Origin of the sequence: Litchfieldella qijiaojingensis, from assembly GCF_014651875.1 — a bacterium.
Taxonomy (GTDB): domain Bacteria; phylum Pseudomonadota; class Gammaproteobacteria; order Pseudomonadales; family Halomonadaceae; genus Litchfieldella; species Litchfieldella qijiaojingensis.
Genome location: NZ_BMXS01000005.1, coordinates 111,234 through 135,275, shown reverse-complemented (window position 1 = coordinate 135,275; position 24,042 = coordinate 111,234). Strand labels below are relative to the sequence as shown.

The 24,042-nt window shown below is 63.4% G+C and carries 21 protein-coding genes and 1 riboswitch; of the genes, 13 read left to right on the top strand and 8 right to left on the bottom strand.

The features are described 5' to 3' along the window. Positions 1-34: 34 nt before the first annotated feature. Both thpD and IE093_RS07535 read left to right on the top strand, forming a co-directional pair. On the top strand, positions 35-985 hold the full coding sequence (gene thpD / locus IE093_RS07540) for an ectoine hydroxylase (protein WP_189467758.1): 951 nt from the start codon (positions 35-37) through the stop codon (positions 983-985). Between the two features lie 117 nt (positions 986-1,102). Continuing rightward, on the top strand, positions 1,103-2,602 hold the full coding sequence (locus tag IE093_RS07535) for a CoA-acylating methylmalonate-semialdehyde dehydrogenase (protein ID WP_189467756.1): 1,500 nt from the start codon (positions 1,103-1,105) through the stop codon (positions 2,600-2,602). 102 nt (positions 2,603-2,704) lie between these two features. Here IE093_RS07535 and IE093_RS07530 read toward each other — a convergent pair whose 3' ends face one another. Further along, positions 2,705-3,388 carry a hypothetical protein gene (locus tag IE093_RS07530; protein ID WP_189467754.1) on the bottom strand — a complete coding sequence of 228 codons (684 nt, stop codon included), beginning with the start codon at positions 3,386-3,388 and terminating at the stop codon, positions 2,705-2,707. Positions 3,389-3,491: 103 nt separating this feature from the next. After that, positions 3,492-3,603, top strand: a riboswitch (TPP riboswitch). Between IE093_RS07530 and IE093_RS07525 the strand changes: the two genes are divergently transcribed. The 3 genes from IE093_RS07525 (at position 3,593) to IE093_RS07515 (ending at position 8,315) form a co-directional block, all read left to right on the top strand. Continuing rightward, positions 3,593-4,972: a sodium:solute symporter family transporter gene (locus IE093_RS07525; protein WP_189467752.1), complete on the top strand. Its 1,380-nt coding sequence runs from the start codon at positions 3,593-3,595 to the stop codon at positions 4,970-4,972. Its footprint overlaps the riboswitch before it by 11 nt. Before the next feature lie 85 nt (positions 4,973-5,057). Then, entirely contained in the window at positions 5,058-6,755 is a 1,698-nt protein-coding gene (gene ilvD / locus IE093_RS07520) for a dihydroxy-acid dehydratase (protein ID WP_189467750.1), read from the top strand. An 18-nt stretch (positions 6,756-6,773) separates the two neighbouring features. After that, entirely contained in the window at positions 6,774-8,315 is a 1,542-nt protein-coding gene (locus IE093_RS07515; protein ID WP_189467748.1) for a hypothetical protein, read from the top strand. A gap of 4 nt (positions 8,316-8,319) precedes the next feature. On the opposite strand, the gene IE093_RS07510 is transcribed toward IE093_RS07515, so the two are convergent. The 4 genes from IE093_RS07510 to senA all read right to left on the bottom strand — a co-directional run bounded on the left by IE093_RS07510 (position 8,320) and on the right by senA (position 12,708). Then, complete coding sequence (locus IE093_RS07510; RefSeq protein WP_189467746.1) at positions 8,320-9,792, bottom strand: PhnE/PtxC family ABC transporter permease; 1,473 nt, start codon at positions 9,790-9,792, stop codon at positions 8,320-8,322. A 14-nt stretch (positions 9,793-9,806) separates the two neighbouring features. Continuing rightward, on the bottom strand, positions 9,807-10,460 hold the full coding sequence (locus tag IE093_RS07505) for an ATP-binding cassette domain-containing protein (protein WP_189467744.1): 654 nt from the start codon (positions 10,458-10,460) through the stop codon (positions 9,807-9,809). Continuing rightward, positions 10,460-11,314 carry a putative selenate ABC transporter substrate-binding protein gene (locus IE093_RS07500; protein ID WP_189467742.1) on the bottom strand — a complete coding sequence of 285 codons (855 nt, stop codon included), beginning with the start codon at positions 11,312-11,314 and terminating at the stop codon, positions 10,460-10,462. The genes IE093_RS07505 and IE093_RS07500 overlap by 1 nt, the downstream gene beginning before the upstream one ends. A 65-nt stretch (positions 11,315-11,379) precedes the next feature. Continuing rightward, the gene (gene senA / locus IE093_RS07495) at positions 11,380-12,708 is read right to left on the bottom strand and encodes a selenoneine synthase SenA (protein ID WP_189467740.1); all 1,329 of its coding nucleotides are present in this window, start codon (positions 12,706-12,708) and stop codon (positions 11,380-11,382) included. 26 nt (positions 12,709-12,734) lie between these two features. Here senA and senB point away from each other — a divergent pair, with 26 nt between their 5' ends. Beyond that, a complete protein-coding gene (gene senB / locus IE093_RS07490) occupies positions 12,735-13,757 on the top strand; it encodes a selenoneine biosynthesis selenosugar synthase SenB (protein WP_229803359.1) in 1,023 nt (340 codons plus the stop codon). On the opposite strand, the gene selD is transcribed toward senB, so the two are convergent. Continuing rightward, positions 13,717-16,032, bottom strand: a complete 2,316-nt coding sequence (gene selD / locus IE093_RS07485) for a selenide, water dikinase SelD (protein ID WP_189467738.1) — start codon at positions 16,030-16,032, stop codon at positions 13,717-13,719. The genes senB and selD overlap by 41 nt on opposite strands. A 57-nt stretch (positions 16,033-16,089) precedes the next feature. On the opposite strand from selD, the gene egtD reads away from it, so the two are divergent. Next, on the top strand, positions 16,090-17,052 hold the full coding sequence (egtD, locus tag IE093_RS07480) for an L-histidine N(alpha)-methyltransferase (RefSeq protein ID WP_189467736.1): 963 nt from the start codon (positions 16,090-16,092) through the stop codon (positions 17,050-17,052). Positions 17,053-17,061: 9 nt separating this feature from the next. Here egtD and IE093_RS07475 read toward each other — a convergent pair whose 3' ends face one another. Beyond that, entirely contained in the window at positions 17,062-17,343 is a 282-nt protein-coding gene (locus tag IE093_RS07475) for an XRE family transcriptional regulator (RefSeq protein ID WP_189467734.1), read from the bottom strand. Next, positions 17,340-17,462, bottom strand: coding sequence for a hypothetical protein (locus IE093_RS22640; RefSeq protein ID WP_268247391.1), 123 nt, complete (start codon positions 17,460-17,462; stop codon positions 17,340-17,342). The genes IE093_RS07475 and IE093_RS22640 overlap by 4 nt, the downstream gene beginning before the upstream one ends. Before the next feature lie 78 nt (positions 17,463-17,540). Here IE093_RS22640 and IE093_RS07470 point away from each other — a divergent pair, with 78 nt between their 5' ends. The 6 genes from IE093_RS07470 (at position 17,541) to IE093_RS07445 (ending at position 23,577) form a co-directional block, all read left to right on the top strand. Next, entirely contained in the window at positions 17,541-18,080 is a 540-nt protein-coding gene (locus IE093_RS07470) for a YaeQ family protein (protein ID WP_189467732.1), read from the top strand. Positions 18,081-18,249: 169 nt separating this feature from the next. Then, the gene (locus IE093_RS07465) at positions 18,250-19,212 is read left to right on the top strand and encodes a TAXI family TRAP transporter solute-binding subunit (RefSeq protein WP_189467730.1); all 963 of its coding nucleotides are present in this window, start codon (positions 18,250-18,252) and stop codon (positions 19,210-19,212) included. Between the two features lie 7 nt (positions 19,213-19,219). After that, the gene (locus IE093_RS07460; protein WP_229803357.1) at positions 19,220-19,765 is read left to right on the top strand and encodes a DUF1850 domain-containing protein; all 546 of its coding nucleotides are present in this window, start codon (positions 19,220-19,222) and stop codon (positions 19,763-19,765) included. Positions 19,766-19,772: 7 nt separating this feature from the next. Beyond that, a complete protein-coding gene (locus IE093_RS07455) occupies positions 19,773-21,788 on the top strand; it encodes a TRAP transporter permease (RefSeq protein WP_189467728.1) in 2,016 nt (671 codons plus the stop codon). A 159-nt stretch (positions 21,789-21,947) separates the two neighbouring features. After that, a complete protein-coding gene (gene purE, locus IE093_RS07450; RefSeq protein ID WP_189467726.1) occupies positions 21,948-22,454 on the top strand; it encodes a 5-(carboxyamino)imidazole ribonucleotide mutase in 507 nt (168 codons plus the stop codon). Positions 22,455-22,464: 10 nt separating this feature from the next. Beyond that, a complete protein-coding gene (locus tag IE093_RS07445) occupies positions 22,465-23,577 on the top strand; it encodes a 5-(carboxyamino)imidazole ribonucleotide synthase (protein WP_189467724.1) in 1,113 nt (370 codons plus the stop codon). The last annotated feature ends 465 nt before the right edge of the window (positions 23,578-24,042 follow it).

Below are 24,042 nucleotides of genomic sequence, written 5' to 3'. Positions count from 1 at the left end.
TTAGCATATTTCAACGATGCGAGGTGAATCTGTCATGACTGACCGCTATGACCCCTATCCCACGCGTCTGAAGGAGTATCACCCCCCCTTCCTGCGCCGAGACCCGGTCGTCCATTCGCGCAATCAGCGGCGCTGGGAGGGCCCGCTGGACGAGGTGGCGCTCTCGCGTTACGAGCGGGACGGATTCCTGTGGTTCGAGGGGTTCTTCTCGCATGATCGCATCACGCCCTTCTTGGAAGAACTCAAGGAGATGGCCCAGGATGAAGAGTTGATGCGCTCGGAACAGGTCATCCTGGACCCCAACAGCGGGGCGATTCGCTCCGTGTTCGGCATGCACGAGATCTCGGAGAACTTCGACAAGTTGACGCGGGACCTCCGCATCCTGGGCATGGTCCGGCAGCTGCTGGGTAGCGAGGTCTATATCCACCAGTCACGGATCAACGACAAGTTCGGCTTCCAGGGCAGCGGTTTTGACTGGCATTCGGACTTCGAGACCTGGCATTCCGAGGATGGCATGCCGCGCATGCGGGCCGTCAGCGCGTCGCTGATGCTGACCGACAACAACGAGTTCAATGGCCCGCTGATGCTGATCCCCGGCTCCCATATCGAGTTCGTGCCGTGCGTCGGTGAGACGCCGGAAATGAACTGGAAGGACTCGCTCAAGGCGCAGCGGCTGGGCGTTCCCGATCGGGATGCCCTGGCCAGGCTGGCCGACCGGGGCGGCATCCAGGCACCCAAGGGGCCGGCCGGGTCGCTGCTGCTGTTCGAGTGCAACACCCTGCATGCCTCGAACGAGAACATGTCGCCCTGGCCACGCTCCAACCTGTTCTTCGTCTACAACAGCGTGGACAATGCCCTGGAGGAGCCCTATGCCGCGCCGTCCCGGCGCCCGGAGTTCCTGGGCGCGCGCCGCAATGTGGAGCCGCTGACGATGCATGATGACTTCCCGGAGCTGGCGGGACAGGGCGTCGGCCCGTTGCGCTGAGTCGGGCGTCACCGTGGTTCCCTCGGGGTCGGAGAACAATCCCGCACGCCGGGTCTATAGTAAGGAACAGCCGAGCTCTCATGTCTCTTTCTCCAGGCCCGCCAAGGAGTCGCTACCATGTCAGTCAGAGAAATCCCACTTTATATCGACGGCCAAGCCGTGCCATCCCAGAGTGGTGAATGGCGCGACGTGGTCAACCCCGCCACCCAGGAAGTCGTGGCCCGGGTACCGTTTGCCAGTGTCGAAGAGGTCGACCGCGCCGTGGCCAGTGCCAAGGAGGCCTTCAAGACCTGGCGCAAGACACCGCTGGCCAAGCGGCAGCGCATCATGCTCAAGTTCCAGGCGCTGATTCGCGAACACACTGCCGAGTTGGCCGCCTTGATCACCGAGGAGCACGGCAAGACCCTGCCCGATGCCGAAGGGGAAGTGGGGCGAGGGCTGGAAGTGGTCGAGCACGCCTGCTCGATTCCCACCCTGCAGCTTGGCGATATCGCCGAGAACGCCGCCAGCGACGTCAACGTTTATTCATTGCGCCAGCCGCTCGGTGTGGGCGCCGGAATCACCGCCTTCAACTTCCCGGTGATGCTGCCATGCTTCATGTTCCCGCTGGCCATCGCCACCGGCAACACCTTCGTATTGAAGCCTTCCGAGCAGGATCCGTCTTCCACCATTCGCCTGGTCGAGTTGGCCCATGAGGCGGGGCTGCCCGCCGGGGTGCTCAACGTGGTGCATGGCGGACCGGACGTCGCCAACCGGCTTTGCGATCACCCGGATATCAAGGCGGTCTCCTTCATCGGCTCGACGCCGGTCGGCACCCATATCTACGAGCGTGCCGGCAAGGCTGGCAAGCGCGTCCAGTCGATGATGGGCGCCAAGAACCACTGCGTGATCATGCCTGATGCCAACCGCAGCCAGGCCATCAACAACGTGCTCGGTTCCGCCTTCGGCGCCGCCGGCCAGCGTTGCATGGCCAACTCGGTGGTGGTGCTGGTAGGCGAGGCACGGCAGTGGCTCGACGATCTCGTCGAGGGAGCACGGGCAATGAAGGTCGGCCCCGGCACCCAGCGTGATGCCGATCTCGGCCCGCTGGTTTCCAAGGCCGCCCGCGAACGCGTGTTGCGCCTGATCGAGGCTGGCGTTCAGGAGGGCGCGACGCTGTCGCTCGACGGGCGCAACATCAAGGTAGAAGACTATCCGGATGGCAACTTCGTCGGACCGACGCTGTTCAGTGGCGTCAAGCCCGAGATGAGCATCTACCGCGAGGAGATCTTCGGTCCGGTACTGTGCGTGGTCGATGTCGATACGCTGGATGAGGCCATCGACTTCATCAACGCCAATCCCAACGGCAATGGAACGGCGATCTTCACCAACTCCGGTTGGGTAGCCAAGCGTTTCGAGGCCGATATCGACGTCGGCCAGGTCGGGATCAACGTGCCGATCCCGGTACCGGTCGCCTACTTCAGCTTCACCGGTTCGCGTGGCTCCAAGCTCGGCGACCTGGGCCCCAACGGTCAGCAGGCGATCCTGTTCTGGACCCAGACCAAGACCGTGACCGAGCGCTGGTTCGAACCGGAGAACATCTCCAGCGGCATCAACAGCACCATTTCGTTGCATTGAGGCCGACGAGCTAAGCGTGGCGCCGTCTCGCCAGAGGCGGGGTCGCGCTCGGCCCCTAATGCCGATGCGGGGATTCGCTATTCGCTTTCGAAAGCGCTGGAGTTATGCCGCTTTGGGAAGATGCAACCCCAAACACTCCACCAGTGGGTCGAGTTCGCCTTCATGGACGATCAGCAGGCTGGTATGGGGGCTGTCGGGAGCCGGTGGGGTGCAGATCGCGAATTCGCATTCGTCGAGGTGGAACTCGTGGATCTCGCGAGGGCCTTCGGGGGTCTGGCACTGGATCGAGCGGTAGCTTTCGTCCTCGCCGTAGGTCAGGCGGTGATAGACCTTGAAGAAGGTGTAGAGATAGAGCCCGTTTTCAAAGGCGGGCCAGCGGGCCGGGTTGCGGCGGGTCTCGTCGTCGATTTCCTGGCCTTGATCATGTGCCCTGGCGATGGCCGCGTCGCGGGGGCCGGCCAGCAGGGAGCGGGATTCGCGGGGAAGGGGTAGCTCCTGCTCGATTGCGGCGCGATATTCTTCCTTGACTCGCTCGACGTCAGCCAGGGAGGCGATGGGATGGTCGCTGTATTCCAGCGCTTCGGGGGTGTCGTCGCCGTTCTCCCAGCCATGGATGACCCGCAGCACCAAGTTGCCATTTCGCAACGGCCGGTCGAGTAGCGCCTGAAAGGCGATATCCAGATGCAGCTTGCGTTCGAGTACTCCATTTTCGAAGGCTTCATAGGGTGCAGCGAAGATATCGTGCAACCGCCCCGGGGCGTGCTCCTTGGCTTCGATGTATGACATGGTATTTCCCCTGCACCTTTCTACATTAGAATCTTTTAGCCATTATGGCAGCTTAGGCGATAGATATCAGTTTCGTCCTACGACGTACAATTGAACCATCACTCACTGTCGCCAGGGGAGTCCCGGTTCGGACTGAGAGTGCATGCCTCACCGTGTGCAGACCCTGGAACCTGATCCGGTTGATACCGGCGGAGGAAGCGCGACATGCCTTACCTGACACCCGCCGCGCTGGGCGCGGCACTTCTGCTGTTCGCCGTTCTGGGCCTGCGCGCGCGGCGCGTAGGTGGCCAGCTCGATGACTATATCACCGCACGTAACTCCCAGACCGCCTCGACCCTGGGCCTGTCGTTCCTTGCCTCGGGCATGGGGGCCTGGATCCTGTTCGCCCCGCCGGAAGTCGGTGCCTTCGTTGGTCCGATAGCGCTGGCCGGCTATGCGATCGGCGCGGCCATGCCGTTCCTAGTCTTCGCCGCCTGCGGGCCGTCGATTCGTCGTTACCTGCCCGAGGGGCGCAGCATCGGCGAGTTCGCCCAGCGTCGCTACGGCATGGGCGTGCGCCGTTATGTCTCCCTGCTCTCGGTACTTTATATGGCGGTGTTCCTGGCCGCCGAGCTTACCGCAATCAACGGTATCACCGCGCTGCTTTCCGACATGTCGGGGAGCGTGGTGGTGATCGGTGTGGCCCTGTCCACCCTGGTCTATACCGCGCTGGGCGGGCTCAGGGCGAGCCTGGCTACCGACCGCTGGCAGGCCTGGCTGTTGATCGCCTTGCTGGTGGTAGTCGGTTGGGTGGGCTGGCAGCGCCTGCCGACGTTGCCCACCGACGCTGAGCTACCTTCGGTTCCCGTCGGCAGCGCGTTGAGTGTGGCGCTGACCCTGGTGATCGCGGTCACCGCAGCGAACTTGTTCCACCAAGGCTACTGGCAGCGTGTATGGGCCGCCCGGAACGGCCAGGCGCTGGGACGTGGCGCCATTCTGGGCGGGCTGATCACCGTGGTTGTGGTGGCCGTGGTCGGCGGCTTGGGGATCCTCGCCGCGATGTCGGGTACGTCGCTTGGCGAGCCGCCGATGCCGTTCTTCGCGCTGCTGACCGAGGCGCCGCAGTGGCTGATGCTGCTGGCGCTGGTGCTGGCGGTGACGCTGGTGGCGTCCAGCGTGGATACGCTGCAGAACGGCATCGCCTCGCTGGCAGTCAGCGAGGGGGAGGGCGGCAGCCGGCGAGTATCGCTGGCCACGGCCCGCTGGATCACCGTGGTGTTGATGGTGCCGGTGGTGATCGTGGCGCTGCAGAATCTCTCGGTGCTGAGGCTGTTCCTGATCGCCGACCTGCTGTGCGCCACCGCGGTGGTGCCGGTGCTGCTGGGTCTATGGTCGCGCATGACGACACGCGCAGCGGTGCTCGGTGGCCTGGCCGGCCTGCTCGGGGCGGTATTGCCAGGCTGGATTACCGGGGGCAGCCTGAGTGCCGGCCTGCTGGCAGCGAGCTTTCCCGGTGGCGTACCGACCTTGGGCCCCTTCCTGGGGGCGCTGGTTGCCTCGACGTTGATCAGCCTGCTGGTGGCCGGGCTGTCTCGAATACGCTGAGTGCGGTTTGCAAGGAAGCGCTTCGATGCCCACTCTATAAAGCGGGTTTACGACCAAAGGCGAACCGCGAGAGGGGGAGCGCTCCATGAGCGATGAACGACAACAAGATCCACGACGCCGTTATTCCAGCCCGGTTGTGGATGGTGTGGGCAAGTCGGCGAGCCGCGCGATGTTGCGTGCGGTGGGCTTTACCGATTCGGATTTCACCAAGCCGCAGGTCGGTATCGCCTCGACCTGGAGCCAGGTGACGCCTTGCAACAGTCATATCGACGGCTTGGCCGAGGAGGCCCGCGACGGTGCCGACGATGCCGGCGGCAAGGGGGTGATATTCAACACCATCACCATCTCCGATGGTATTGCCAACGGCACCGAGGGCATGAAGTACTCGCTGGTCTCGCGCGAGGTGATCGCCGACTCCATCGAGACCGTGGCCGGCTGCGAGGGCTTCGACGGCCTGGTGGCGATCGGTGGCTGCGACAAGAACATGCCGGGCTGCATGATGGGCCTGGCACGGCTCGATCGGCCCAGCGTGTTCGTTTATGGCGGCACCATCCTGCCGGGCAAGGGCCACACCGACATCGTCTCGGTGTTCGAGGCCATGGGCGCTCACAGCCGTGGCGATCTCGACCTGATCGAGCTGAAGCAGATCGAGGAGACGGCGATCCCCGGGCCGGGCTCCTGCGGCGGCATGTACACCGCCAATACCATGGCTTCGGCGATCGAGGCGTTGGGCATGAGCCTGCCGGGCAGCTCGGCACAGAACGCCGTGTCGCAGGCCAAGCGCGACGATTGCCGTGCCGCCGGGGCTGCGGTGCTCGAATTGCTCGAGCACGATATCAAGCCTTCCGACATCATGACCCGCGAGGCTTTCGAGAACGCCATCACCGTGGTCATCGCACTTGGTGGCTCCACCAACGCGGTGCTGCACCTGGTCGCCATGGCCAACACTATCGGCGTGCCGCTATCGATCGAGGAGTTCACACGTATCGGCAAGCGGGTACCGGTGGTCGCCGATTTACGTCCCAGCGGTCATTACATGATGAGCGAGTTGGTGGAGATCGGCGGCATTCAGCCACTGATGAAGACCCTGCTCGATGCTGGCCTGCTGCATGGCGACTGCTTGACGGTGACCGGCCGCACGCTTGCCGAGAACCTGGCAGGGGTGGCGCCCTATCCCGAAGGGCAGAAGATCATCGCGCCGCTGGATGCCCCGCACAAGGCCGAGAGCCACCTGCGCATCCTCTACGGCAACCTGGCACCGGAAGGCGCGGTGGCCAAGATCACCGGCAAGGAGGGTACGCGCTTTACCGGTAGTGCGCGGGTATTCGGTTCCGAGGAAGAAGCTCAGGCACGCATCAACGACGGCACCGTGGTGGCCGGCGATGTCATCGTGATCCGCTATGAAGGGCCGAAGGGCGGTCCCGGCATGCGTGAGATGCTGACCCCCACCTCGGCGATCATGGGCCGGGGGTTGGGCAGCGAGGTGGCGCTGATCACCGACGGCCGCTTCTCCGGTGGCAGCCACGGCTTCGTGGTCGGGCATATCACGCCGGAAGCTTTCGATGGCGGCCCCATCGCCCTGGTACAGGACGGCGACAAGATCACCATCGATGCCGAGGCCGACACCATCGACGTGCATATCAGCGACGAGGAACTGATGCGCCGCCGCGCCGCCTGGCGCCAGCCCGAACCGCGCTATACCCGCGGTGTGCTGTCCAAGTATGCGAAGACGGTGAGCTCGGCTTCCACCGGCGCGGTGACCGATATGCCCGATAGAGCATGAAGGAGGGAGGGGGCAGACATGTTTGCTGGAGGCAGCTGGCGCGGGGCCCTGGGGCTGATCCTTGGGGGGCTGTTGCTGGCTGGCTGTGCTGCAAGGCTCGATTGGCGTGACGACCTCGCCCAACTGGGTAGTGATGAGCGTTCCTGCTTGCTGCTGCTGTCCTCGATCGACGCGTCGGTGGCAGAGGCGGACGTCGCCGACGCCGCTGCCGCACGCGTCGATGGCTTTCCCTATCTTCGCATCAACCGCTTTCTGGCCAGCTTCCGCCATGACTTGCACTCGCCCGAGGCCTTCGAGGACTGGGTCTGGCGCCTGCGTGATCTTGATGCCGAGGCCCGTGGCGTCGAGATTTCCAACTTGCCGGCCGAGAAGCGCTTAGCGATTGCCAGGCGTTTTGCCGAGCCCGACCTGGCCGGCGCCGCCAATGCCTGTGGCGATCGGCTCGTGCGCCATGAGTTGCTGAATGGCTCGGCGCCACCGCGCGAGGCACTGCTGAGTGCTGCCGAGGCGCCCAGCCACTACCGTACTTCGGCCCGGGTCATGGGCCTATATCCGTTGACCGGTATCGGCATAGCGATCGGCTATGCTCACTGGCAAGGCAAGCATCTGGACACCTTTGCCTTAGACTATTCTGACACCCTGAACCACGCCGACACGCCCCTGCGGCGTTATGTGCCGGCGCTGGACGATGCGCCCGAGGCCGAGGCGGTGGCGGAAATCGTGCGTTCGGCGCCCCGTAGTCCGCTCGGCATCCCTGAATTGGACGATGCGGCACTGATGCAGTTGGCCGAGCACTTCGCACCGGTCTTCGATATCGAAACCCGCAGCCGCGACGATCGTCCCGGAACGCCTTATTGGCGAGCCGGCGCGCACGGCGTGTTGCCGGCAGTCGATGTCGAGCGCCCTCTCGCTCATGTGCGGCTGGCCTATACCCGCTTCGACGGCGCGGTGCTGCCGCAGATCGTCTACACCATCTGGTTCCCTGCCCGACCACGACCGCATGCTCTCGATCTGCTCGGTGGGCGCATCGACGGCGTCGTGTGGCGGATCACGCTGGGGGAGAACGGTGAACCCCTGATCCACGATAGCATCCATGCCTGCGGCTGTTACCACATGTTCTTCCCGGTACCCCCGGTCAGGCGTGTCGCCGTGCCGGCGGACGAGGACATTCGTGAAGAACCCTTGGTGCCGGCCCAGGCACCTCGGCTGGCACCGGGGCAACGCCTGCACGTGTCTCTGGCGGCCGGCAGCCACTATGTGACGAATCTGGGGGTCGATGAGGGTGAGCTGCCGATGTCTCGGCGCTATGCGCTGCGTCCGGTCACCCAGCCTCCTGAATATGGAACTCGTTCCCTGGAACTGCCCAATGGCGAAAGGCGTAGCCTGTTCGACTCCTCCGGCATCGTGCCGCATTCCGAGCGCCTAGAGCGTTTTCTGCTGTGGCCGGCGGGTATCAAGAGTCCGGGAGCGATGCGTCAATGGGGCACCCATGCCACGGCTTTTGTCGGCAGGCGCCATTTCGACGATCCCTATCTGTTCGAGCAGGCCTTCGAACGCTAGCCGTTCACGGCTCGCAGTTGACGTTGTGGCGTAGCCGCAGGCGCGCACGCAGGCGGCGGGCCAGGACGTCGACGCCGATGTTGAGCAGGGCGGTGATCAGGATCAGTACCAGGGCGCGGTCGAAGCGGATCTCCTGGATGGCACTGTCGACGTAGAAGCCCAGGGTGGCGATGCCGAGAATGCCGAGGATGGCGGTCTCGCGCATGATGATCTCCCAGCGGTAGAAAAGCAGCGCCAGGAAGGGGCCGTAGACGCGTGGCGTGACCTCGTAGACATAGCGGTCGAGCCCGTGTGGAGCGTCCTGGCGCAGTGTCAGTTGATTGCTGCGTTGGCCAAGGAGGTGAGCGATGATGCCGCCGTTGTGCAGTGCCAGCGCCACCACCGCCGGCAACATTGAAGGCCCCCAGAGCTGCAACAGGATGAAGGCGAGCAGGTACTCGGGAGTCGAGCGCATCACCACCAGCGTTATGTGTCCGAGCGTGCCGCCGACGCGTCCGGTGAAATGGCGCGAGATCAGCGGAAACAGCACCATGGCCAGCGCTCCGGTGATCACCAAGGCGATCTGCGTCAGCAGCAAGGTGTTCCAGATCCCGGGCAGTGCCTGGGTGGCCAGCAGGTCCAGCAGCCAAGCCCCGAAGCCGCCGATTCCTTCGCCGTTGCGCAGTGGGGCGGGCACGATGTCCTGCGTGAAGAAGCGCGAGACGTTGCTCCACACGATCGGCAGGCCGCTGCCGAGCAGGAACGGGGCGGCCAGCAGATAGAAGGGCAGCAGGCGTGGCCGCACCCATAACCTGAGGGTGGCGATCAGCACATAGAACAGGATCAGCAGCGCGCCAACCGAACCGTATAGCCCTTGGGCGAAAGCGGACTCCAGGTAGTAGCCCAGCGTTGGCATGCCGACGAAGCCCAGCACGGCGCTGGAGCGCAGGCCGCATTCCAGGCGGTAGGAGGTGTAGTTGACCAGGTGGGGCCAGGCCTGGCTAAGTCGCGTGAAGGCCAGCCCTGCAGCTCGTCCACTGCCCTGGGGTAGCACCCTGGAGGGTTGGGGATCCGTCTCGTCGAAAATCTCGGCATAGACCTTGGCGAAGATGCCGGCATAGGGAATGGCGATGGCCAACACGCCGGTCAGCGGATGCAAGCCGAAGAACTGCAAGAAGATCAGCGCCCAGAACAGTTCGTGAATGGCTCGCACGAACGCGCAACCAGTACGTACCCAGGTACTGTGAAAGGCCAGTGCCAACAGCAAACCCACAAAGGCCCCTAGCCCCACACCGACAAAGGCGAAGGCCAACGTTCGCAGCAGAGCTTCTCCCAGGAAGTCCACGGCCAGGAAGTCGGGTATCACCAGCCCCATCATCAGCCGTCCCAGTTCCTGCCAGGGGTCATGGGTACTGATCTGGAAATCGGCGAAGAAGGCGCACACGATGGCTAGGGCGATGAAGCCCAGGCTGGTGCGAACCGTTGCGGATTGCCACATGGAAAACATCCCGTTCAATACAGTGGCAGCAGGTCTTGGGCAGTCAGCCGGTGGCTGGGTTCGTCAAGCGCGATGCAGCCGTCGGCGATGCCGACCACCCGGTCGGTGAAGCGCAGCGCCAGTTCGACATCGTGCATGGCCAGCACTGCTGTGGGATAGGCCGTGGTCAGCGCCGTCATGAGCTGTTCGGCAAGCGGGCCGTCGAGCGCCGACACCGGCTCGTCGGCCAACAGCAGATCGCCGCCTTGGTGGATGGCCCGGGCGGCTGCCACCCGTTGACGCTCCCCGCCGGATAGCTCGCCAACGGGCGTCCAGCACTTGTCGGCGATGTCCAGGCGCTCCAGCAGTGGCAGGATGACCCGGACATCGCGTCCGAAGGGGCGAACCAGGGTCACCAGGTTGTACCAGCCACGGCGACGGGACAACCCTCCCATGTAGACGTTATGGAAGACCGAAAGGGTGGGGACCAGGCCCAAGTCCTGGGGCATCAGCGCGGGATGCCGGTCGCGCCAGTGGTCGAACATCACCGACAACAACGTCGACTTGCCGGCACCGCTCTTGCCCACCAGCGCGACATGCTCACCGATGGCCAGCGTCAGGCTGAGTGGACCGAGGACACGGATGGTGCCGTATTCGGCGACGGCATCCCGCAGGGCCAAGGCGTTCATCAGTCAAGTAGCCCCAGTTCCTGGCCGACTTCGCGAATCACGGCATAGTCCTCGTTACTGGCCGGAATGAAGCCGGAGCGCGGAAAGCTGGCCAACAGCTCGGGGTCGTTCATGTCGAGCAGGGCCTGTTGGACACGGTCGGCGAAGCCGTCACCGAAACGCTCGTCGACATCGCCACGGATGGTCCACTGATAGTCGGGGTACTGTGGCGTCTCCCAGACCACAGTCACTTGGTCGGTGTCGATATTGCCGGCGGCAACCTCGTTTTCCCAGACGGTATAGTTCAGGGCTCCCAATTGGTAGGCGCCGGAGGCGACCAGCGAGGCGGTGCGGCTGTGGTTGCCGCTGAAGCCGACACGCGAGAACGTGTCCTCGGGCGGTTCGCCGAAGTGCTCCCGCAGGTAGTATTCAGGCATCAGGCGACCCGAGGTCGAGCCCTTGGAGCCGAAGGTGAAGGTCATGCCTCGCATGGCATCGCTGAAGCCCTCTCCGGCTTTCAGGCCGGTGCTTTCATGGGCGATGAAGTAGGTCACGAATTCAGCATCCTCGACGCCTTGGGCCAGGGCCCGTGAGCCGGGCACGTGTTCGCGGGCCTGTACCCCCGAGAACCCGCCGAACCAAGCCAATTGTACCTGGTTGTTGCGGAACGCCGTTACGGCGGCGGCGTAGGACTTCACTGGGACGAAGTGCACGTCCACCTCGAGCTCTTCGGAGAGATAGTCGGCGACTTTCTGGAAACGCTGCTGCAGGCGGGTTTCATCCTCGTCGGGAATGGCGGTGAACACGAAGGTTTCGGCGCTGGCCAGGGAGGGGGCCAGCAACACCGCGAGAGCGAGCATCAAACCTCTGATCATGAGGATTCCTTGTCCAATGACGTTAACCGTCCTAGGGTACTGAAAATCGTGTGGCCTTGCCGCCTTCACCGTGCGCAGGTACGAAAACCGGCGAGGATATCCTGGCGCTCGGGAGTGAAGAAGTTGCGATAGGCGTTGTGGATCAACCGGCCTCGGGTGGCCCAGGCACCGCCACGCAGCACATAACGCCCTTCCTGGAACCAGGGAGCCGAGTAATCGCGATAGAGCTCGGGCTGAAACCCTGGGAAGGGGGCGAAGGGCGATGCCGTCCACTCCCAGACGTTGCCCAGCATCTGTCGGCAGCCGAAGGCGCTGTCACCGGCGGGAAATGCCGCCACGTCGACCCGGTCCAGGCGCGAGCCGTCCAAGTTGGCGAGCGTGGCATCCGATGGCGTCGTGCCCCATGGATAGCGTCGCTTGCCTGGTGCCAGGGAACGGCCATCGCTGCTCGGCTCCCGGCTGGCGGCGACTTCCCATTCGGCTTCCGTGGGCAGGCGGCGCCCTGCCCAGCGACACCAGGCATCAGCTTCATACCAACTGACATGCGCCACCGGTTGATGGGGCGGCAGCGACCGCCAATGGTCGAAGTAGCGCTCCTCCCAGCTCCCGTCGGTCGCCTTGCGCCAGTAGACGGGGGCATGCAGGTCCTGGCCTTCCCGCCACCGCCAACTAGCGTCACTCCACAGTTCGCGCCGCTCATAACCGCGATCGTCGACGAAGGCGGCGAACTCGGCATTGGTCACCGGTGCGCGGGCGATGGAGAAGGGGGCCACTTCGACCTCCATGGGCGGCTTTTCGTTATCGAAGCGGAACGCCACCTCGTCCTCTGTTGAACCCAGCCGATGCCGGCCACCGGGTACAGCGACATCGCCGCTCAGGGGGCCGGCAGGCTCGGCTAGCGGGGGCACAGGGCCGAGTGTCGGTGGCGGGTCGCCCAGCGTCTGGCGGGTGTAGAGAAAGGCTTCGCCGTGCATGTCCTCGTGCAGGCTGGTGAGCTGATAGACGTAGCTCTGGGCGGAGCTCGCCTTGCCATCGGGCAGGCGCTCGAGCATTGACTGCTGCACGCGTGCCAGATAGTCCAGGGTTTCGTCGAGGGACGGCAAGGGTAGCGTCCAACGCGCATCATGGGCGATGCTGCTGGAGTCATACAGTCGGTCGGCATCCGCCAGTTGGTAGTCGGGCAGGCCATAGAGGCCGCGCAGGGCGAAATGATCGTGGAAATAGCCCACGTGGCCCAGCTCCCACAGCGGCGGATTGACGATCGCCAGGCAGGGACCCAGCCGGCGTGCCTCCAGGATGTCTCGCATCAGTGACAGACTGCGCTCGCGGGCATCGACGAGCATCGCTGCCAGGTCGTCGGCGGATTGCGGTGGCGTTGCGGGTATCTCGATCATGCCGACCTCATCAAGGAGTGTGGACTGTGTTGAAGGTAGCGTTGATTACCCCGGCCGGTCGAGGTTCGCGGGCCGGTAATAGAGCCACGGCGACGCGCTGGGCGAGATTGTTGCGCGAACTGGGCTGCAGCGTGCGGCTCGCAGCGCCGGACGAGGACTTCCGGCAGCCACACTTGGCGAATCCGCCGCCGGACCTCGTGATTGCCCTGCATGCCTGGCGCAGTCACGCAGCAATCCGGGCCAGCCGGCAAGTCTTTCCCGAGTGCCCGCTGGTCGTGGTCCTGACCGGCACGGACGTCTATCGCTTTCAGCATAGTCATCCCATGACGTTCCTCGACAGCCTGGAATATGCCACGGCATTGGTTGGCCTGCATGCCGCTATCGCCGACGATATTCCGCCGCGCTTTCGTTCGCGCCTGCATACGGTGCTGCAATCGGCGTTGCCTCTGCCGCCTGGTGCGCCGGGGCCCGGCAGGCGGTACTTCGAGATTCTGGTCGCCGGCCATCTGCGCGAGGAGAAGGACTCGCTGCGAGCGGCGCTGGCCGTACGCGACTTGCCCTCTGACTCGCGGTTGCGTGTGGTTCAAATGGGTCGTGCCTACAGTGTCGAGTGGGCACATGCGGCTCGCGAGGAGATGGCATGCAACTCCCGCTATCGGTGGTATGGCGACCTGCCCCACTGGCGGGTGCGCCAATGGATGGCACGGGCGCGGCTGATGGTGATCAGTTCGCGGATGGAAGGTGGCGCCAATGTGGTCAGCGAGGCCTGCGTGGCCGGCTTGCCCGTCATAGCCTCGGATATCCCCGGCAACCGAGGGCTACTGGGCGACGACTATCCGGGCTATTTCCCCGTCGCTGACACCGAGGCCCTGCGCCGTTGCCTGTTGCGTGTCGAGCGCGACCCAGCCTTCGTTGCCGCCTTGCGCGAACAGGTTCTGGCGCGAGCGCCCTCGTTTCGTCCCGAGGCCGAGCGCGATGCCCTGGCGCGTGTCATGGCCGCCTGTGGGCTCAACTGTCAAGCACGGATTGCCCAAGTACGGATGACTTGAGAATGATGGGTTCCAGTGCCTCGCTCTCCTCACATACCCGGCCGATGATCGCTGCCCGGGTATAGCCCAGCGCTCGCAGGGCGTTCAGGCAGTCCGTGGCGCGGTCCGCCGGCACGCTGGCCAGCAGGCCGCCCGCGGTCTGGGGGTCGAACAGCAGCGGGTAGCGCGGATGATCGATCCATTGCGCCTGATTGCGCAGGGCTCGGCGTAGCCGCACGTTGGCCGGTTGCAGAGAGCTCAGGATACCGGCGGCGACGGTTTCCTCTGCGCCCTCGAGCAACGGCAGTGCGGCAAGGTCGAGTTCGGCGTCGACGTTCGAGGGTCGGGTCATTTCAACCAGATGCCCCAGCAAACCGAAACCAGTGAGATCGGTACAGGCGGTGGCGCCGTGTTCGCGCAGGCACTGGGCAGCGAGGCGATTGGACTGACACATCGCGGCGAGCGCCGCGTCGATCCAGCGACCCCGGGCGGCCAGGCGAGCGTGGGCAGCGAACAGGGTGCCGGTACCGATGGGCTTGGTGAGGATGAGCATGTCACCGGGGCGCATGCCCCCCTTGCGCAGCGCGGTATCGCCATCGGCCTCGATCAAGCCATTGACGGCAAAACCCAGCGCCAGCTCCCGGCCTTCGCCGGTATGGCCGCCGACCAGGGTACAGTCGGCCTCGTTGAGTACTTCCAGCGCGCCGCTCATCATCTGGAAGACAGTGTCCTCGACCTTGGCTTCCAGCCCCTGGGGTACCGTGGCCACGGCCGTGGCGGTCTGTGCCTCGGCACCCATGGCGAAGATATCGCCCAAGGCGTGGTTGGCGGCGACCTTGCCAAACACATAAGGGTCATCGATGAAGGCGCGGAAGAAATCCACGCTATGCACCATGGCCTTGCCAGGAGGGACCCGTACCACCGCCGCATCGTCGGGGGCATGCAGGCCGACAAGCACTTCGTCGCGCGAGGTGGGTTCGAGCGTCGACAGGGCACGCGACAGCACCGAGGCACCGACCTTGGCGCCACAGCCGCCGCAGCGCATGGCCAGCGCCGAGATCGCCTGCGCGCTTTCCTCGTCGTTCAATGTTATCCGGCTCGCGGTGGCGGCCTTCTTGCCCGCGTCTTCCTCCATCGCGGGCAGATCGTTGAACTTGGCCATGAAACGACGGTCGATCCAGTCCTTCCAGCGCCATACCCAGTCGCCGGCGAGGAATAGGGTGCCTCGCGAGGCCACGGCATGGCGGTCGCCGGTGCTGATCAGCGCCAGCCAGCGCTTTTGCGGGCGATAAGGCTTGAGGGCGCGGCCGGTAACGGCCGCACGCAGATTGTCGGCGAGCGGGCGGCCTTGACGGACGGCGAAAACCCCGGCCTTCTCGCGGGGATGGTCGACCTGGTTGGCGATGTCGCCGGCGGCGAAGATATTGGGGTCGCTCACCGAGCGAAGAGTCTCGTCGACCTGGATGAAGCCCTCCGCATCGAGGGCCAGGCGGGTATCGCGCAGCCAGGCGGCACCACCGGCATCGGTCACCCAGACGATCTCGTCGACGCCATGCCATCGACCCTGGGAGCAGCGGAGCCGCCCCGTGGCTACCCTGTCCACTTCGGTCGCGGTATGCACCTCGATGCCGCGTCGGCTCAGAACTCGCTCGAAATATGCCCGCACGCGGGCATTGTGGGTCGGCAGGATTTGCGTGCTGCGCGTGAATAACTGGAAAACCAGTTCCTCCGGGTCACGCCCCAGTGCCACCAGCTCCTTGCGAAGGCGGTAGTGCATGGCCAGCAGCAGTTCGACGCCTCCCGCGCCACCGCCGACCACCGCGATGCGGGTGGTACCGAGGTGGCACTTGACTCGCTCGAGCAGTGTCCGCCAGCGGTCGTTGAAGCGGTGGATCGGCTTGACCGGCACCGCATGCTCGTCCGCGCCCTCGACCTGGCCGACCCGGGGCGTCGAGCCGATATTGATCGACAGCCGGTCATAAGGCACCGGGGGACGTGAACGGCACAGCACTTTTTGCCCTGCATGGTCGATCCCCACCGCTTCGTCGCCAAAGAAGCGGGCGCCAGCGAATTCCGCCAGTCGGCGCAGGTCGATGTGCACCTCATCGAAGGTGTAATGGCCGGCGATATAACCTGGCAGCATGCCGGAATAGGGCGTATGGGTATCGCGACAGATCAGGGTCAGCCTCACGCCGGGTTCGGGATGCATGGCGAAGCGCTTGAGCACTCCGACATGGCTATGGCCGCCACCGACAAGCACGATATCTCTCAATACCGGCGAATCCGGTTGCTGCATGAGGAAACTCTCTCTAGGTTGAATGGAAGTGCACTCCGTCACCCATGAGGATATGCCATGAACCAGGCGGTCCGCTTTCACGACCAGCATGTGGCCGATTCGCATACGTCGTTTCGCGATGCCGTGGTCGCTGGCCTAAGTGCTCGGCCCAAGTCGCTGTCACCGAAATTCTTCTATGACCGCCCCGGCTCACTGCTATTCGAACGTATCTGCCAACAGCCAGAGTACTACCTGACATGCACCGAGGAACATATCCTGGCCGACGCCAGCGACGAGATCGCCGCCTTGGTGGGCCCCGACTCGCTGCTGGTCGAGCTCGGTAGCGGTGCCAGCCGCAAGGTCCGGTTGCTGCTCGAAGCGATGCGGCCCAGCCGTTACCTGGGTGTCGATATCTCGCGCGAGTTCCTGCTCGAGAGCACGCGCCGGCTGGCCGCCGACTACCCTTGGCTCGAGGTGCATGCTGCGTGGGCCGATTTCTCGCGCCGCCTGGCCTTGCCCGAAGGCGTTGCCGGGCAACGTAGCGTGGCCTTCTTCCCCGGCTCCAGTATCGGCAACTTCGAGCCATCCGCGGCACAGGCCTTTCTTGCCCACTTGCGCCAGATACTGCCGCCCGACAGCGGAGTGCTGATCGGGGTCGACCTGATCAAGGACCGAGCCGTGCTCGAGGCTGCCTACAACGATGCCGCCGGGATCACGGCCGCCTTCAATCTGAATCTGCTGCAGCGCCTGCGTCATGAGTTGGGAGTCGAGGTAGAGCCGGCGAACTTCGACCATCTGGCCTTCTACAACGAGGCCGAGTCACGCATCGAAATGCATCTGGTCAGTCGCTGCCGGCAGACCCTCCGGCTGAAGGAATGGCGTTTCCCCCTGGAGGAGGGGGAAAGGCTGCATACCGAGAATTCCTGCAAATACAGCATCGAGGGATTCCAGGCGCTGGCACGGCGGGCCGGTTATATGCCCACGGCAGTATGGACCGACCCACGGCAGCTATTCAGTGTGCATTACCTGTCGACTCCCTGAGGCTCGACCTCAAGGCGGCGTGGAGGAGTCGTCTTCTACGCTGTCTCGCAATGCCTGTAGTTCATCGACCGAAAATTGTTCGATCTTGCCGGCCAGCAAGTCGCTGAGCCGTTGTGGGGGGATGCCGGCGCGTTGGGCGATTTCTCGATTGCCCAGTTCCGAAAGGGCAATGCGCCGGGCCACGACGCGCATCAGGCGGCTGCGCTTTTCCAGTTCCCTTACGTCCAGGTCGGGTGCCATGCGGGCAGATTCTCGGGCATCCCAACCGGTCGTTAATCGTGCCGTGCTCATGAGGCTCCATTGGCTTGGCTTGCGATAACGACAGCATGCAAGGTTTTTGCACGTTCTGCCAGTGTCGAGTCGAGGAAATTTTTGTGACCGTCGAGCGTCTCGGATTCGACGGCATTCATCCAGTGTTTCCCAGGATATCGTTCCGCTACGCTGGTCAGGGTAGACTGCGACTTCTCCCTCTGGACTAGGATGCCATCATGGCTCTCAGCGCGACGCCCTACAAGGTCGAACTCAACCTCACCGATCTGGACCGGGATATCTATGAAACCCTGCGCTTTACCATGGCGCGTCATCCGTCGGAAACCGAAGAGCGTCTGGCGGCTCGCCTGTTGGCGCTTGTCCTATGGTACGACGAGTCGCTGGTCTTCGGGCGCGGTCTTTCCAATGTCGACGAGGCGGCATTATGGCAAAAGAGCCTCGACGGTCGGGTGCTGCATTGGGTCGAGGTCGGCCAGCCGGACAGCGATCGGTTGGTCTGGTGTTCGCGGCGTGCCGAGCGAGTGTCGCTGCTGGTGTACGGCGATAGACGAATGTGGGAAACCAAGGTGTTTCCCGCGCTAGGTACCCTGGACAACGTGAATGTCGTGGCGTTGCCGGCGCAAGAACTGTCCGAGCTATCTCGGGAATTGCCGCGCAGTATCGACTGGGCGGTGATGATCAGTGAGGACAGCGTGTTCGTCACCGATGCCGAGGGGCAGCATGAGCTGGCCCTCACATGGCTCAAGGGCGATCGATAAGTACTGTAAGTCCTTAAGACGAAAGTCTTTGTTGAAGATGTTTTGGCAAAATGTAGAAATTGGTCCAGTCATTGGAATTCGAATTGGCATGCTAGTTTTCAACGGGGGCATGCTGCAGGGTAGTCGAGGACGCAATAACAACGTCAGATAACTGACCGGAGGAACGTAGATGCGAATGCTCAAGTACGCCATAGCGGCATCCCTGATCGCCGCGGCTCCCGCCACCATGGCTCAGCAACAGCTCTCCATCGCCACGGGCGGCACCGGTGGCACCTATTATCCCTACGGGGGCGGTCTGGCCGAACTGATCAACAACCATATCGAAGGTTACAGTGCCGTGGCCGAAGTGACCGGTGCCTCGGTCGAAAACATGGGGCTGATCTATCGCGGCGACTCCGACATCGCCCTGGCCCTGGCCGATACGGTCCACCAGGCCTATTCCGGTACCGGCGACTTCGAAGGGCGCCAGCTCCCCGATACTCGTGCTCTCGCTTCCATCTACCCCAATGCGGTGCAGATCGTCACTCTGGCCGATTCGGGCATCGAATCCCTTCAGGACCTCAAGGGCAAGCGCGTTTCGGTGGGGGCTCCGGGCAGCGGTACCGAACTCAATGCCCGCGCGCTGCTCGAAGCCAACGGTATCACCTACGATGACTTCACTCCCCAACGCCTCAACTTCAACGAGACGGCGGACGCCATTCGCGATGGCGATATCGACGCCGGCTTCTGGAGCGTGGGCCCGCCCACCAGTTCGATCCTCAACCTGGCCACTACGCGTGACATTCGCATGATCGGCCTGACCGACGAGGAAGTCGCCAATGCCAGGGAAGTGGAACCGGTGTTCGCTGCCTATGAGCTGCGTGCCGGCCTTTACGAGGGCATGGACGAGCCGGCGCAAACCATCAGTGTTCCCAATGTGCTGGTGGTCGATGCCAGCATGGATGAGGAACTGGCCTATCAGGTCACCAAGGTCCTGTTCGAACAGACCGATGAACTGATCGCCATCCATCCCGCCGCCAACGACACCACCGTGGAATTCAGCGTCAACTCCACGCCGGTCCCCTTCCATCCCGGTGCCCTGCGTTACTATGAAGAAGTCGGGGCCGAAGTGGCCGATCACCAGCGTCCGTGATTGCGGAATGTCTCTTGTCAATCCGTGGACAGGGCGGGCCTTGCTGCTCGCCCTGTCGTCGTTTCTAGCGATGGGGCCCTTCTCCGGGGCAGCGGTCAGTGCCGACGCCATGGCAAGCCAGCCTTCCCATGGCGCGGAGCAAACCAGGCTGGAGGTATATACTGCCGACCATCGGCGGATCGTGTCCTTGCCAATGCCAACCGGGCAAAGCTGGTGTCTGGTGTGGAACCACTCGGTGGAGGGGTTTCCTGTCCACGACTGTTATCGTAATCGCGATGGTCGAATGGTGCTCGAGCGTAGTCACCAGCCGGATTACGCCGCCGGTCTGGGGCCGGTGCTGGGGCGTGGCGAAGCACGTTCCGATGGTGCGGGAGGCTATTGGATCGAAGACATCGACGAACCCGTCTCCGATAATCGTTACCTGCTTCGGGTCGGCTCGCCTGCAGTGAATCACCGGCTGGAGAGTGGCGATACCCTGATCAGCCTGAGTGAGCTGGCCGCTGGAGAACGGGTGCAGATCAGTTTGCGTATCGAACAAGAAAGTTCTCAATGAGGCCTGTATGAGCGAGCCAGCAGCGTCGCCTATCATTCCCGGGAGTCAAGCCAAGCATTCCCGCCCCATTCTTTGGTTGATCACCCTGGTAGCGGTGGGGTTATCGCTGTTCCAACTCTACTCGGCCGGTATCCAGCCGCTGGGTCTGTTCTATCAGCGCAGCATTCACCTGGCGCTGATCATGATGCTGGCTTTCCTGATGTTTCCGGTGTTCGGGCCGCATCGAAAACGTGGCCTGGTCGGCGGCGTCATCGATCTCTTGTTCTTCGCCGGAGCGGTGACCACCGGCGGCTACATGGTGGTCTTCCTCGATGACATCATCGGCCGGGCCGGGTTCTGGAGTCAGACCGACATCGTGATCGGTTGCATCGCCACGGCCACGGTACTGGAAGCCAGTCGTCGCGCCGTGGGGCTGGGGATGACGGTGATCGGTGTCCTGGCCATCCTGTATGCCTTCGCTGGACCGCGTGGCGAATTGCCTTGGCTGGGCAATTTCATGCCGGGGATCATGGAGCATCGCGGTTACAACCTCGACCGTCTGGTAGGACAGTTGTATCTGGGGCAGGAAGGTATTTTCGGCTTGCCGATGGGCGTGGCGGCCACCTATATCTTCGTCTTCGTGCTGTTCGGTGCCTTCCTGGAGAGTACCGGTGCCGGCAAGTTCTTCATCGACCTGGCATATGCCGCCACCGGGCGTCAGCGTGGCGGACCGGCAAAGGCCGCGGTACTCGCTTCCGCGGGCATGGGCTCGATCTCCGGCAGTGCCATCGCCAACGTGGTGACCACCGGGGCCTTCACCATTCCGTTGATGAAGCGCTTGGGTTACAAGCCCCATCAGGCCGGTGGCATCGAAGCGGCAGCCTCCACCGGGGGGCAGATCACCCCACCGTTGATGGGTGCCGGTGCCTTCCTGATCGCCGAGTACACCAACACGCCATACCTGGATGTGGTCAAGGTCAGCATCCTGCCGGCCATCATGTACTTCGCCACGGTGTACCTGTTCGTGCATATCATTGCCCTGAAACAGGGCATGCAGGGCATGGCACGCTCGGAGCTGCCGCAGGTGCGCGACGTGATGCGCCAGGGCTGGCACTTCCTGTTGCCGCTGGCGGTACTGATCTGGTTGCTGGTGATGCACATGTCGCCGATGCGGGTCGGCTTCTATGCGGTGATCTCGATGATCGTCGTGGCTGTGCTGCGCTATACCATCTGGTTCCTGTTCATTGCGCCGCAACAGGGGGAGAAGGTCACCTTGGCTAGTATTCGCCGTGTGGTCTGGGCCGGATTCCACAAGCTGGTGGAAGGGCTGGAGCTTGGCGCGCGCAATGCAGTGGCGGTGTCCATGGCCTGTGCGGTGGCGGGGATCATCGTCGGTGTGGTCGGGTTGACCGGCTTGGGACTCAAGTTTTCGGCGATGATGTTGGCCTTCTCCGGCGGCAATCTGGTGCTGGCGCTGCTGATGGTATTGCTGGCGAGTCTGATCCTGGGCATGGGGTTGCCGGTCACCGCGAGTTATATCGTGTTGATCGTTCTGGTCGGGCCGGCGCTGACCTCCGAGTTCGGCGTGCCACTGCTGATCGCTCACCTGGTGGTGTTCTGGTATTCCCAGGATTCCAATGTTACGCCACCCATTGCTTTGGCCGGTTTCGCCGGTGCAGCGGTTGCTGGCAGCAAACCCATGGAAACCGGTTTCCAGGCCTGGAAGTTCGCCAAGGGACTGTATCTGATCCCGCTGTTCATGGTGTTCAACCCCGAGATCATCATCGGTGGACCGGTCCCCGTCGTGATCTGGAATGCGTTCATTGCCCTGCTGGCACTGGGGGCATTCGCAGCGGTTCTGGAGGGCTATCTATTCACGCGCATGTCGTGGCTGCCCCGTCTGGTCACCGTGCCGGCCATCGTGGCGGTGTTCTATCCTGACCTGATAGTGGAGGCTGCTGGTGTCGTGGTCATGCTGTTGACCCTCGGCGGCAACTGGTTGGTCCACCGTCGCGAGTCGAGTGCCGCTGCCGCCAGCGGCTGATATTGGCAAAACGTCCGGTCTCCCCGGCGATGGATGTCCGCTGGGGTTCCGTCGACCCTTTCCCCAAACCGCGTATGGCGGTATGCTGCGCGGTTTTCAGACGATACCGCTGTGTTTGGGGCGGAGAGATCGTCATCATTACAATGGGGGAACACAGGCATGCCGTCGTCGAAGCAGGCGCCGCGAGTGGGCGTGATCATGGGATCCAAGTCGGATTGGCCGGTCATGGAGCATGCGGTCGACATGCTCGAGCATCTAGGCGTGGCCTATGAGACTCGCGTCGTCTCGGCCCACCGTACGCCGGACCTGTTGTTCGATTATGCCAAGGGAGCTGCCGGGCGGGGACTGCAGGTGATCATTGCCGGGGCTGGCGGCGCGGCACACCTGCCGGGCATGGTTGCCTCCCAGACGCCATTGCCGGTGCTGGGGGTGCCGGTGGAGTCCAAGGCGCTCAAAGGGCTGGATTCGTTGCTATCGATTGCCCAGATGCCGGGTGGCATCGCCGTCGGTACGCTGGCGATCGGCAAGGCCGGGGCGACCAATGCCGGGCTGCTGGCGGCACAGATCATCGCGCTGCAGGACGATAACGTGCGCGCTGCCGTCGAGGCCTTCCGCGCAGAGCAGACCCAAAAGGTGCTCGACAACCCCGACCCGCGTGCCGAGTGAGGAGACCGCTATGAATATCGGTGTACTGGGTGCCGGTCAGTTGGGCCGCATGCTGGCCCTGGCGGGCTACCCGCTAGCCAACCGCTTTACCTTCCTGGATACCACCGGCCACCCGAGCGCCGGGATCGGCGAGGTGATGATCGATACCGATCAGCGTCACCTGGAGGAGTTCCTGTCAAAGGTCGATCTGGTGACCTACGAATTCGAACACCTGCCGGTGGCCTTGGTGCAGGACATCGAAGAGCACAAGCCGGTTTACCCCTCGAGCGAAGCGATTCGTATCTGCCAGAACCGTGCCGAGGAAAAGGCCTTGTTCGATCGTTTGGGCATTCCCACCCCTGCCTATCGCCTGGTGGAGCATGCCGACGAACTCGAGGCCGCGGCACGCGAACTGGGCTGCCCGGTGGTCGCCAAGTCGGTGACCGAAGGCTACGACGGCAAGGGCCAGGCGGTGCTACGCGATCCGTCCGAGGCACATGACGCTTGGCGCCATATCGGCCATCCACGCCTGGTCGTCGAAGCCTTCGTGGATTTCGTGCGCGAGGTATCGATCATTGCCGTACGTGGGCGCAATGGCCAAGTGGTGTTCTATCCCATGGCCGAGAACGTGCATGTCGATGGCATCCTGCGTTATTCGCTGGCGCCGATGCCGGATCTCGACGACAGCGTGCAGTTGCTCGCCGATGACTACATCCGTGCGCTGCTCGACGAACTCGACTATGTCGGCGTGCTGACCCTGGAGCTGTTCCAGACCCGTGACGGCAAGCTGCTGGCCAACGAGATGGCGCCCCGGGTGCACAACTCCGGCCACTGGAGCATGGATGGCGCCGTGACCAGTCAGTTCGAGAACCACCTGCGCGCCATCCAGGGCTTGCCGCTAGGTGACACTCATGCTCGGATGCCGACCTGCATGGTCAACGTGATCGGCCGCGAAGGCGATCCCGCCGAGATCCTCGCCCTCGAGGATGCTCATCTGCACCGCTACGACAAGAGCGAGCGTCCCGGCCGCAAGCTGGGGCACGTCAACTTGGTGGCGCCTACCCATGCCGAGCTGCTGGAGAAGGTACGCGCCTGCGCGCGCCTGCTGCCCGATGCCCCGGAGCCGCACTTCAGCTTCGAGTAGTGAAAAATCGCTCTAGGAGGCTGAGCGAACACCCTTTCCTTGCACTGGCTTATCAACTCCTATGACTTGCGGCGCTTGGCGCCGCATGTGTGCTGTGTGCCACTGCGATTCATAATCAGGGTGGCTATCGAATTTATCAGGCATATCTGACAATCTTCGTTAGGGAGCGCAGCAATAAATCAGCGTTTCCTTAGCCTATTGCATTGTCGACTGTTCTCGTTAAGCTTCCCTGTAATTCCTATCTCACTAATAACTGATATAGCTGATGCAGGGAGGCATCATGAGCGATCGACAAGGATGCTCATCTCCTACTTTCACACGTCCCGCCGACGACCGCCACGATGGCATATTGGCGGCCTACGAGGCCTCCAACCGCCCCGCCGACGCGGGCGCCATCTGCCCGCTGATGAACGGCCGTGTACAACTGATCCCGCTGCGCTACGGCCTGGTCGAGACGCTCGAGCC

Bases quoted from the DNA above. Each gene is read 5' to 3' on its own strand.
- IE093_RS22640 (WP_268247391.1), bottom strand. From the start codon at position 17,462: ATGAATGCCGTCGAATCCGAGACGCTCGACGGTCACAAAAATTTCCTC.
- IE093_RS07455 (WP_189467728.1), top strand. From the start codon at position 19,773: ATGAGCGAGCCAGCAGCGTCGCCTATCATTCCCGGGAGTCAAGCCAAG.
- IE093_RS07475 (WP_189467734.1), bottom strand. From the start codon at position 17,343: ATGAGCACGGCACGATTAACGACCGGTTGGGATGCCCGAGAATCTGCC.
- senA (WP_189467740.1), bottom strand. From the start codon at position 12,708: ATGATCGAGATACCCGCAACGCCACCGCAATCCGCCGACGACCTGGCA.
- IE093_RS07500 (WP_189467742.1), bottom strand. From the start codon at position 11,314: ATGATCAGAGGTTTGATGCTCGCTCTCGCGGTGTTGCTGGCCCCCTCC.
- IE093_RS07465 (WP_189467730.1), top strand. From the start codon at position 18,250: ATGCGAATGCTCAAGTACGCCATAGCGGCATCCCTGATCGCCGCGGCT.
- IE093_RS07515 (WP_189467748.1), top strand. From the start codon at position 6,774: ATGTTTGCTGGAGGCAGCTGGCGCGGGGCCCTGGGGCTGATCCTTGGG.
- IE093_RS07525 (WP_189467752.1), top strand. From the start codon at position 3,593: ATGCCTTACCTGACACCCGCCGCGCTGGGCGCGGCACTTCTGCTGTTC.
- egtD (WP_189467736.1), top strand. From the start codon at position 16,090: ATGAACCAGGCGGTCCGCTTTCACGACCAGCATGTGGCCGATTCGCAT.
- IE093_RS07530 (WP_189467754.1), bottom strand. From the start codon at position 3,388: ATGTCATACATCGAAGCCAAGGAGCACGCCCCGGGGCGGTTGCACGAT.
- thpD (WP_189467758.1), top strand. From the start codon at position 35: ATGACTGACCGCTATGACCCCTATCCCACGCGTCTGAAGGAGTATCAC.
- IE093_RS07460 (WP_229803357.1), top strand. From the start codon at position 19,220: ATGTCTCTTGTCAATCCGTGGACAGGGCGGGCCTTGCTGCTCGCCCTG.
- ilvD (WP_189467750.1), top strand. From the start codon at position 5,058: ATGAGCGATGAACGACAACAAGATCCACGACGCCGTTATTCCAGCCCG.
- IE093_RS07470 (WP_189467732.1), top strand. From the start codon at position 17,541: ATGGCTCTCAGCGCGACGCCCTACAAGGTCGAACTCAACCTCACCGAT.
- IE093_RS07445 (WP_189467724.1), top strand. From the start codon at position 22,465: ATGAATATCGGTGTACTGGGTGCCGGTCAGTTGGGCCGCATGCTGGCC.
- purE (WP_189467726.1), top strand. From the start codon at position 21,948: ATGCCGTCGTCGAAGCAGGCGCCGCGAGTGGGCGTGATCATGGGATCC.
- selD (WP_189467738.1), bottom strand. From the start codon at position 16,032: ATGCAGCAACCGGATTCGCCGGTATTGAGAGATATCGTGCTTGTCGGT.
- IE093_RS07535 (WP_189467756.1), top strand. From the start codon at position 1,103: ATGTCAGTCAGAGAAATCCCACTTTATATCGACGGCCAAGCCGTGCCA.
- IE093_RS07505 (WP_189467744.1), bottom strand. From the start codon at position 10,460: ATGAACGCCTTGGCCCTGCGGGATGCCGTCGCCGAATACGGCACCATC.
- IE093_RS07510 (WP_189467746.1), bottom strand. From the start codon at position 9,792: ATGTGGCAATCCGCAACGGTTCGCACCAGCCTGGGCTTCATCGCCCTA.